The sequence below is a fragment of the Nocardia cyriacigeorgica genome (genome assembly GCF_010858045.1).
Taxonomy (GTDB): domain Bacteria; phylum Actinomycetota; class Actinomycetes; order Mycobacteriales; family Mycobacteriaceae; genus Nocardia; species Nocardia cyriacigeorgica_E.
This window is the reverse complement of record NZ_JAAGVC010000072.1, coordinates 1-9,254: the sequence shown is the minus strand read 5'-3', so window position 1 is coordinate 9,254 and position 9,254 is coordinate 1. Positions and strand designations below refer to the sequence as shown.

General features: G+C 68.3%; 11 protein-coding genes. 5 read left to right on the top strand and 6 right to left on the bottom strand.

All coding sequences use genetic code 11. The annotated features are described in order from the left end of the window. A partial coding sequence (locus GV790_RS28330; protein ID WP_163817811.1) for an SDR family NAD(P)-dependent oxidoreductase occupies positions 1 to 866 on the bottom strand: 866 nt, incomplete at its 3' end. A gap of 143 nt (positions 867 to 1,009) precedes the next feature. On the opposite strand from GV790_RS28330, the gene GV790_RS28325 reads away from it, so the two are divergent. From GV790_RS28325 to GV790_RS28310, 4 genes are read left to right on the top strand one after another with little or no spacing between them, the layout of a single operon-like run. Then, positions 1,010 to 1,465, top strand: coding sequence for a hypothetical protein (locus GV790_RS28325; RefSeq protein WP_175586028.1), 456 nt, complete (start codon positions 1,010 to 1,012; stop codon positions 1,463 to 1,465). 28 nt (positions 1,466 to 1,493) lie between these two features. Continuing rightward, positions 1,494 to 5,093 (top strand): error-prone DNA polymerase, encoded by a 3,600-nt coding sequence (locus tag GV790_RS28320; protein WP_178128448.1) that lies wholly within the window; start codon positions 1,494 to 1,496, stop codon positions 5,091 to 5,093. A 44-nt stretch (positions 5,094 to 5,137) separates the two neighbouring features. Next, positions 5,138 to 6,145, top strand: a complete 1,008-nt coding sequence (locus tag GV790_RS28315; protein WP_163817809.1) for a DUF4349 domain-containing protein — start codon at positions 5,138 to 5,140, stop codon at positions 6,143 to 6,145. Continuing rightward, positions 6,105 to 6,332, top strand: a complete 228-nt coding sequence (locus GV790_RS28310) for a DUF167 domain-containing protein (protein ID WP_163817807.1) — start codon at positions 6,105 to 6,107, stop codon at positions 6,330 to 6,332. Before GV790_RS28315 ends, GV790_RS28310 begins: the two co-directional genes overlap by 41 nt. A 36-nt stretch (positions 6,333 to 6,368) precedes the next feature. Here the strand turns inward: GV790_RS28310 and GV790_RS28305 are convergent, their stop codons facing one another. The 3 genes from GV790_RS28305 to GV790_RS28295 all read right to left on the bottom strand — a co-directional run bounded on the left by GV790_RS28305 (position 6,369) and on the right by GV790_RS28295 (position 7,522). After that, complete coding sequence (locus GV790_RS28305) at positions 6,369 to 6,833, bottom strand: tRNA (cytidine(34)-2'-O)-methyltransferase (protein ID WP_163817805.1); 465 nt, start codon at positions 6,831 to 6,833, stop codon at positions 6,369 to 6,371. Between the two features lie 26 nt (positions 6,834 to 6,859). Beyond that, positions 6,860 to 7,123: a PIN domain-containing protein gene (locus tag GV790_RS30690; RefSeq protein ID WP_218586482.1), complete on the bottom strand. Its 264-nt coding sequence runs from the start codon at positions 7,121 to 7,123 to the stop codon at positions 6,860 to 6,862. A 147-nt stretch (positions 7,124 to 7,270) separates the two neighbouring features. Further along, positions 7,271 to 7,522, bottom strand: coding sequence for a hypothetical protein (locus GV790_RS28295; protein ID WP_163817803.1), 252 nt, complete (start codon positions 7,520 to 7,522; stop codon positions 7,271 to 7,273). Positions 7,523 to 7,690: 168 nt separating this feature from the next. Between GV790_RS28295 and GV790_RS28290 the strand changes: the two genes are divergently transcribed. Continuing rightward, positions 7,691 to 7,936 carry a DUF3017 domain-containing protein gene (locus GV790_RS28290; protein ID WP_178128450.1) on the top strand — a complete coding sequence of 82 codons (246 nt, stop codon included), beginning with the start codon at positions 7,691 to 7,693 and terminating at the stop codon, positions 7,934 to 7,936. A 24-nt stretch (positions 7,937 to 7,960) separates the two neighbouring features. Here the strand turns inward: GV790_RS28290 and metX are convergent, their stop codons facing one another. Together metX and GV790_RS28280 are read right to left on the bottom strand one after the other, a co-directional pair. Continuing rightward, complete coding sequence (gene metX / locus GV790_RS28285) at positions 7,961 to 9,106, bottom strand: homoserine O-acetyltransferase MetX (protein WP_375139438.1); 1,146 nt, start codon at positions 9,104 to 9,106, stop codon at positions 7,961 to 7,963. Next, positions 9,103 to 9,254: PLP-dependent transferase (locus GV790_RS28280; protein WP_175586027.1), on the bottom strand; the 152-nt coding region annotated here is incomplete at its 5' end. The genes metX and GV790_RS28280, both read right to left, overlap by 4 nt.

Below are 9,254 nucleotides of genomic sequence, written 5' to 3'. Positions count from 1 at the left end.
GGCTCGGCGGTGTCGTCGGCTTCGCCGCGGGCGGCGGGGGAGTCGGGGAGTGCGCGGTAGTAGCGGTGCAGGATGCGATCGCGCAGCTTGGGGGTGATGATGCCGCCGTATTCGGCGAGTGTGCCGAGGGGTACGTCGATGCGTTTGGGGCGTTCGCTGAGCGCGCGGACGATGGTGGCGGCGGCCCATTCCGGCGATTCGGACGGCCCCTGATTGCCGCTCGGGGTGATCATCGGGGTGCGCACCAACGGCATGTGGATGGTGGTGAAGGTGACGCCGTCGGCCAGCGTCTCCACCGCGGCCACCTCGGTGAACTTGTCCAGCGCCGCCTTGCTGGCCAGATAGGCCGCGAAGCGGGGCGTGGCGACCTGCACGCCCGCACTGCTGATATTGACGATGTGGCCGAACTTGCGCTCACGCATCTGCGGTAGCAGTGCCAGCGTCATCCGCAGGGCGCCGAAGTAGTTGACCGCCATGGTGCGTTCGAAATCGTGCAGCCGGTCGGTGGAGCGGTGGATGGCGCGCCGGATGGAGCGGCCCGCGTTGTTCACCAGCATGTCGACGTGGCCGTGCTCGCGCAGGATCGCTTCGACCGCTTGATCCACCGACTCGGAATCGGTGACGTCGCACTGGTATCCGAACGCACTGCCGCCCGCCGCGCGGATCTCCTCGACCACGGCCGCGAGCTCCTCGCCTCGGCGGGCGAGCAGGAACACCACCGCGCCCTTGTCGGCGACGGCGATGGCGGCGGCTCGGCCGATGCCGGAGGAGGCGCCGGTGATCACGACATGGCGGCCGGTGAGATCGCGGTTGCGCTGATCGCGCCGGATCTTCTCGCGGGTGGCGGCATCGTCGGCTGAGGTCATCGCTGCTCCTTTGCAGGTCTGTCGGCACCGAACTTACTCTCAAGTAAGTTCGGTGCCAAGTGGTTTACATCACAGCCGGAGAACATCGGCGACCCGGGTTCGAACACTCGAAATTGTTCGAACATATGTGCGATACTGGGGCCATGACGGACGATCGGATGGCGGATATCTATGCCGCGGTGCGGCTCGGCGGTGTGGATCAGCAGGCGGCGCGAAACGCGCTACACAGGCTGTGGGAGGAGATCGGCGAACACGGTGATCCGCTGCACCGCTGCGTGATCGCCCACCATCTCGCCGATGTGGTCGACACGGCCGAGGAGGCGCTGCTGTGGGATCAGCGGGCGCTCGCGGCGGTGTTCGCGCCGGGCAGCCCGCTCGATGAGGGCATGCGCGGATTCCTGCCCTCGCTGTACCTGAACCTGGCCGACAGCCACCGCCGCGTCGGCGATTTCGATTCCGCCCGTATGCAATTGGCGCTGGCCAAGGGGCATCTCGAGGTCCTCGCCAACGATGCCTACGGTCAGGTGATCCGTACCGGGCTCGACCATGTGGCCGGCGCGCTGGACGCCGGCTCCACCGAGCGGCTCAAGGCGAGCTGATCGGCGGCCGGTGAGGTGAGGCCACGCCATGGGCTGGAGTAACGGGCCACCGAGTTGGTCGGAGCTGGAGCGGGTGCTGTCCGGGCGGCCGGGCAGGCATGATCCGGATTCGATGTACCCGGGCGACGGCGGCGACAGCCCCGCGTGGTCGCGTAAACGCGGTGAATATCTCGCCGACGGCGATGACGTCCGCCCCCTCGGCCCGGTCGTGCCCTACGCCGAGTTACACGCGCATTCGGCCTACAGCTTCCTCGACGGCGCGAGCCATCCGGAGGAACTGGTCGAGGAGGCGGCCCGGCTCGGACTCGAGGCCATCGCCCTCACCGATCACAACGGCTTCTACGGGGCGGTCCGCTTCTTCGAGGCGGCACGGGAATGGGATATCGCCACCGTCTATGGTGCTGAATTGACCCTTGCCGCAACGGAATCGCGCTCGCCGGTCGATCCGCCGCCGCATCCGTCACGTCCGGCCCGGGCCGGGCTTCGATCGCTGCCGGTCGGTGCGGAGAGTGCTTCGGCGGAACCCTCGCCGCGGGATACGGCTGCGCCGAGGCCGCATTCGGATGCCCCCGACTCCGCGGCGCGGACGGGGGAACCGGATCCACCGGGGGTGCATCTGCTGGTGCTGGCCCGTGGGCAGGAGGGGTACCGGCGGTTGTCGCGGGAGATCGCGGCGGCGCATATGGCCGCGGGTGAGAAGGGGATTCTGCGCTACGACCTCGACACCCTCACCGCAGCCGCGGGCGGGCACTGGCAGATCCTCACCGGATGCCGGAAGGGGGCGCTCCGGCAGGCGCTGGAGCAGGACCTGCGGGCGGGCAGCGAGCCGGTGCGCGCCGAGGCGGCGCTGCGCGATCTGGTCGAACGCTTCGGCGCCGAGCGGGTGAGCGTGGAGCTCACCCATCACGGGCTGCCCGCCGACGATGAACGCAACGCCCACCTCATCGCTCTGGCCGATCGGCTCGGGCTGCCCGTCGTCGCCACCACCGGCGCGCATTTCGCCTCCCCGGCGCAACGGCATCGCGCCATGGCACTGGCCGCGATCCGGTCCAGGAGCAGCCTCGACGAGATGGCGGGCTGGCTGGCCCCCACCGGTGGGGCACATCTGCGCTCGGGGGCGGAAATGGCGCGATTGTTCGCCGACTGCCCGCAGGCCGTCGCCAACGCCGTCGCCCTGGCCCGCGAATGCGCCTTCGACCTGAAGTTGATCGCGCCGGAGCTGCCGCCGTTCCCGGTGCCCGAGGGTCACGACGAGAATTCCTGGCTGCGGGAACTCACCCTGCAAGGGGCCGCCGAACGTTACGGAGCGCCGCAGGAGAATCCCGCCGCCTACCGCCAGATCGAGCACGAGCTCGCCGTGATCACCGGCATGAAGTTCCCCGGTTACTTCCTGGTGGTGCACGACATCGTCACGTTCTGCAAGAACAACGGCATCCTGTGCCAGGGCCGGGGATCGGCCGCCAATTCCGCGGTCTGCTACGCCATCGGCATCACCAATGTCGATCCGGTGCGCAACAATCTGCTGTTCGAACGGTTCCTCTCGCCCGCACGTGACGGCCCGCCCGATATCGACATCGATATCGAATCCGATCGTCGCGAGGAAGCGATCCAGCACGTCTACCACGCCTACGGCCGCGAGTACGCCGCTCAGGTGGCGAATGTGATCACCTATCGCGGTAAATCGGCGGTCCGCGACGCTGCCCGCGCGCTCGGTTTCTCCACCGGCCAGCAGGACGCGTGGAGCAAACAGGTGAGCCGCTGGACCGGTGTCGGCGCCGAAACCGGCACCGATATCCCGGAACGGGTCCTGGAACTGGCCGCCGATATCGAAGGGCTGCCGCGTCACCTCGGTATCCATTCCGGTGGCATGGTGATCTGCGATCGCCCCATCGCCGACGTCTGCCCGGTGGAATGGGCGCGCATGCCCGGCCGCAGCGTATTGCAGTGGGACAAGGACGATTGCGCCGCCGCCGGGCTGGTGAAATTCGATCTGCTCGGCCTCGGCATGCTCTCGGCGTTGCACTACATGATCGATCTGGTGCGTGAACACGAAGGCGTCACCGTCGAGCTGCACAAGCTGGATCTGGCCGAAACCGCTGTGTACGAGATGCTGTCGAAGGCCGATTCGATCGGGGTGTTCCAGGTGGAGTCGCGTGCCCAGATGGCGACGCTGCCCCGGCTGAAACCGCGTGAGTTCTACGACCTGGTGGTCGAGGTGGCGCTGATCCGGCCCGGCCCGATCCAGGGCGGTTCGGTGCATCCGTATATTCGCCGCCGCAATGGTCAGGAGGACTGGGATTTCGACCATCCCTCGTTGCAGAAGACCTTGGCGCGCACCTACGGCGTGCCGCTGTTCCAAGAACAGCTCATGCAGATAGCCGTCGACGTCGCCGGTTTCACCGCTGCCGAAGCCGATCAATTGCGGCGCGCCATGGGCTCGAAACGCTCACCCGAACGCATGGAACGGCTCAAGGCGCGGCTCTATCAGGGCATGCGCGATCTGCACGGTATCACCGGCGAGGTCGCCGATCGCATCTACGAAAAGCTGTACGCCTTCGCGAATTTCGGTTTCCCGGAAAGCCATTCGCAGAGTTTCGCTGCGCTGGTGTTCTATTCGGCGTGGTTCAAACTGCATCATCCGGCCGCCTTCTGCGCCGGTCTGCTGCGCGCCCAGCCGATGGGCTTCTACTCGCCGCAATCGCTGGTGGCCGATGCGCGCAGGCACGGTGTGGTGGTGCACGGACCCGATATCAATGCCAGTCGCGCCGAACCCACCCTCGAACAGCGCGGCACCCAGGTGCGGCTCGGGTTGGCGGCGGTCCGCTATATCGGGGCGGAACTCGCCGAGAAGATCGTCGCCGCTCGCGAGGAGAGCGGACCGTACACCTCGTTGCTCGACCTGACCGGCCGGGTGGAACTCACTGTCCGCCAGGCGGAATCGCTGGCGACGGCCGGTACGCTGGACAGTGTCACCACTGTGGCCTCGACTCGGAACGGCAGCCCCTCCGGCGCCGCGATCCCGGTGCGCGCGGCCACGAACCGAACACCGCCGGCGTCGATCCCCGCGCGGTCCGAGCCGCCCCTCGGTGGCGCTGCTCCCGGCGCGAGCAGTGTTCGCCGCACGGCGTTGTGGGCGGCGGGTGCCGCGGCCGCCGAACGGCCGGATCGCTTACCCGGCCTGGTCGCCGCCGCCGAGGCACCGGCTCTCCCCGGAATGAGCGCACTGGAATTGGCCGCTGCCGACGTCTGGGCCACCGGTATCTCGCCCGGCAGCTATCCCACCGAATTCCTGCGCGCCGAACTCGACGCGATGGGCGTGATCCCGGCCGACCGGCTGCTGTCGGTGCCCGACGGTTCCCGAGTTCTCGTGGGCGGCGCCGTCACCCACCGGCAGCGCCCGGCCACCGCCGCCGGTGTCACCTTCCTGAACCTGGAAGACGAGACCGGCATGGTCAATATCGTCTGCTCGGTCGGCCTGTGGACTCGCTACCGCAGACTCGCGCAGACCGCGAGAGCGTTGATCATTCGCGGCCGGATCCAGAACGCCGAAGGCGCGGTGAGTGTGTACGCCGAGACGCTGCGGCAGCTGGATCTGCGGATGGCGGGCAAGTCCCGCGACTTCCGGTGAACGAGAAGCGTGTCGAGCCCGAGACGAGCCGCTACGCTGCGACCATGCGCAAGCTCGCGGTGTTGTTGATCGCCCTGCTCGGCCTGGCCCTGCTCGTCGTCGGCTGCGGCGATGACGACGACCGTGAGTCGGCCGTCGGTGGCCACACGCCCACCGTCGCCGACATGCCGGGTCCCGCAGCGACGCCGGGCTTCCGCGAACAGGCGCCTGCCAAGGAACAGGGCACCGGCGGCGAGGTCGACGCCGACCGCAAGGAAGTGATCACCGGGCAGATCGAGATCGTCTCCGCCGATCCCATCGACGCGGCAGGCAAGGTGACAGCGCAGGTCACCGCAGTGCGGGGGCGCGTCGACAGCCGCACCGAACGCCCAGGCACCGACGACAACGTGCCCAGCGCCCGGCTCACCGTCCGGATCCCGGCCGAGCACACCGACGATTTCATCGGCCGGCTCGGCGATATCGGCGAAGTCACCGAGGTGAGCACCAACCGTGATGACGTCACGATGCAGTGGCAGGACCTCGACGCCAGGATCAAGGCCCTGCAGGCCTCCGTCGACCGGCTGCGGGTATTGATGGCCGAGGCCACCAATACCGCCGATCTGCTCGCCGCCGAACAGGCGCTGTCGAGCCGCCAGGCCGAACTCGACAGTCTCACCGGGCAGAAGCGCCTGCTCGACGATCAGATCGCACTGTCCACGCTGACCATCGAGATCTCCAGTACCCGAACCGAACCCGAGGAGGGGCCGAGCAATTTCTGGGACGGCATCGTCTCCGGCTGGAACTCGCTGGTCGACTGGTTGAAGGACGCCGTGGTCTTCCTCGGCACAGCGGTTCCGTGGGTCGGCTTCATCGTGGTGATCGGCGCGCTCGTGTGGGCGATGGCGCGGCTGGTGCGCAGGCCCCGCCGGGGGAAGGCCGCCACCGCCGCGGTACCCGCCGAGCAGAGCGTGCCGTCCGGTGCCGGGAAACCCGGCGAGGCAGGCAAAAACACTGGCGCTACAGGAGAATCGCGTGCCGACCGTCCGGGCGACGATCACACCGAACAGCCGTAAGGGCCCGCTCGTCGAAATCCTCGACGACGGCACCATGCGGCTCTACGTCCGCGCGCCCGCCGTGGAAGGCAAGGCGAACAAGGCCGCGATCGAGTTGCTTGCCGAACATTACGGCGTGCCCAAGAGCGCGGTCCGGCTCACCGCGGGTGCCACCTCACGGTTCAAACGCTTCGAGATCGACGGCTGAGCCGCACCTCCGGCCACCCGGATCGGCCGGAGGCCTTCAGACCGCGTCGGGAAACCCGTGCTGCCGCCACGCCTCATAAACCGCGACCGCCGCCGAATTGGACAGATTCATCGACCGCCGCCCCGGCAGCATCGGGATCCGCACCAGGTCGGTGATATGCGGATCGGCGAGCACCTCGGCGGGCAGCCCGGTCGGCTCGGTCCCGAACAACAGCACATCGCCCGCCCGATACCGCACATCGGTGAACCGCGTGCTCGCCTGCGTGGTGAACGCGAACACCCGTTCCGGCCGGATCGCTTCCCACGCCGCCGCCAGATCCGCGTGCACCGTCACCGAGGCCAAGTCGTGGTAATCCAACCCCGCCCGCCGCAACTTCGGCTCCGACAGATCGAACCCGAGCGGCTCGATCAGATGCAGCTCACACCCCGTCCCCGCCGCCAACCGGATCGCGTTCCCGGTATTGGGCGGAATGCACGGCTCATGGAACATCAGTCGGAACACGTCACCAGTCAACCAAATGCTGGTTGTCAGTCGGGCAGCAGCCGCAGCGGCTTCGTATGCCGGGTCCGAACGGCGCCGAAATGCCGTCGATCAAGAGTTGCGATCTCATCGAGCTCGAGCCGTTCGGCTACCGCGAGGACCGCGGCATCGACGGCTCCGAGAGGGAAATCCGCGTACTTCCGGACCAGTTCCGCCATCCGCACCAGGTCGACTCGGGTGAGCTCCACGAGCTCGATCTCGCCATCAGCGATCGAGTCCAGGAACCTGGCCTCGGCTGTGGGGACCAACACGGGTCTCCAGGAAGTCGCAGACCACGGCGAGTACGGGGCTGGGTACGAGTACTGGGCCCGGGTGCCGCTCGAGGAGATCTAGGCAACGTCGATGGTCCGCATCGTTCTCATTGAGGACTGCAACGAGCGGGCCTGTGTCGCATACGATCACGGTGCCTGTTTACCACGTTCCTCGCGGAGCAGCTCTTCCGTTCTCGCAGCGAGATCGGGCTCCGCGTGCATCAATCCAGCGAACGAGAGCCGCCTGCGCCGATCACCGCCCGGTTCGGTCGACGGTTCGGTTTCGGCCGGTTCGGTGACGACGAGTTGCAGCGCGACTGCGCGCAACGCACGAGTTTGGTCCGGCGTCAGCCGGTCGACCAGGCGGTGCAGGTCGTCGTAGTTGTGCGCTGCGGTCATAGCGTCGAGTTTACGGGGATATCCCCGTGAAGTGGATCGCTGGGAGCGCACGGCTGTGTGCGCGGCAGGTCTGCAACAATCGACGGCGTGACCGATGCCGACACACCGACCGCCGAACGACGGCCCGGCGAGAGTTGGGCGACGCAGTTCTTCCGCTGTCATCTGCCGATGGTGCTCGTGGCGCTGGTCATCGTGGTGGCGATCGTGTTCGTCGCCTCGGAGCGCTGGCGCCGTGGCGCGCTGTTCTTCGGCGGTGCCACGCTCCTGGCCGCCGCGTTCCGGCTGTGCCTGCCCACGGCGCGGGTCGGTTTGCTCGCGGTGCGCAGCAAGCCGTTCGACGTCGGCGCGCTCACCCTGCTCGGCAGCTCGATCGTGTTCATCGCGGCCACCATCAACACCCTCGGCGTCGGCTAGCCGCCCGGGCGCCCGCAGGGGGCCTCAGCGTGCGGTGCGGGCCAGGTTCATGGTCTGGATCAGCAGTTTCGACACTGCCGCGGCCTCGGTGAGGAAGCCGTCGTGCCCATCGCGGGAATGCACGATCTCGAGCCCCTGGCAGCCGGGCAGGCCGTCGGCCAGCTGCTGCTGGGTGTAGAGCGGGTACAGCCGATCGGAATCGACCCCACCGACCACGCACGGCACCGGCGTACTCGCCAGCGCCGCGGCGATACCGCCGCGGCCGCGGCCGACATCGTGCCGGTTCATGGCCTCGCTCAGCAGCACATAGGTCGCCGGATCGAAACGCTTGCACAGCTTTTCGGCCTGATACTCCAGGTAGCTCTGCACCGCGTACCGGCCGCCGCGCCACGGATCCTCATCGCCCTGTGGCCGGTTCTCGAAGCGGTGGTCCAGCTCGGCCTCGGTGCGGTAGCTCAGATGGGCGATGCGGCGTGCGATGCCCATTCCGGTGGTCGGTGTGCGTCCGGTGTCGTGATAGTCGCCGCCCTGCCAGTCCGGATCGGCCTGGATGGCCGCGATCTGGGTGGTCTGGGTGCCGATCTGGTCGGCGGTCGCGCGGGCGCCCACCGCGAGCACCAGCGCCGCCGCGACCCGCTCGGGTGCGCCGATCATCCACTCCAGCACCCGCATGCCGCCCATCGACCCGCCGACGACGGCGGCCAGCCGTTCGACGCCGAGCCGGTCCAGCAGAGCGGCCTCGGCGGTGACCTGATCACGGATGGAGATCTCCGGGAACCGTGAACCCCACGGCTTGCCGTCCGGCGCCGGCGAGGACGGCCCGGTGCTGCCCTTACAGCCGCCGAGCACGTTCGTCGCGATGACACACCACTCGTCGGTGTCCAGCGGCGCGCCGGGACCGACCATGCCTTCCCACCAGCCGGGCTGCGGGTGGATCTCGTCGGGCCCGCCGACCACATGGGAATCGCCGGTGAGCGCGTGCTCCACCAGCACCACGTTGTCCAGGGCGGGTGACAGTTCACCCCAGCGCTGCACAGCCAGGTGCACGTCGGGGACGGTGGCGCCGTTCTCCAGCGCGATATCCCCGACGGGGATGATCCCGAGGCGCCCGTCCGGCGGCGGCAACTCGGCCGTCACCCGGGCGCTGCTGTGGTCGGCGCTCACGGTCACGTCGCCGCCGCCGTGAATCCTGCACGCAGGTCGGTGAGGATGTCGTCGATGCCTTCGATGCCGACGGCGAGGCGGACCAGGCCGGGGGTGACGCCGGCGGCGAGTTGTTGGTCGGGGGTGAGTTGGGAGTGGGTGGTGGAGGCGGGGT

Excerpts from the sequence above, each read along its gene's own strand:
- GV790_RS28325 (WP_175586028.1), top strand. The coding sequence starts at position 1,010 with ATGACGGACGATCGGATGGCGGATATCTATGCCGCGGTGCGGCTCGGC.
- GV790_RS28320 (WP_178128448.1), top strand. The coding sequence starts at position 1,494 with ATGGGCTGGAGTAACGGGCCACCGAGTTGGTCGGAGCTGGAGCGGGTG.
- GV790_RS28295 (WP_163817803.1), bottom strand. The coding sequence starts at position 7,522 with ATGACCGCAGCGCACAACTACGACGACCTGCACCGCCTGGTCGACCGG.
- GV790_RS28315 (WP_163817809.1), top strand. The coding sequence starts at position 5,138 with ATGCGCAAGCTCGCGGTGTTGTTGATCGCCCTGCTCGGCCTGGCCCTG.
- GV790_RS28290 (WP_178128450.1), top strand. The coding sequence starts at position 7,691 with ATGGTGCTCGTGGCGCTGGTCATCGTGGTGGCGATCGTGTTCGTCGCC.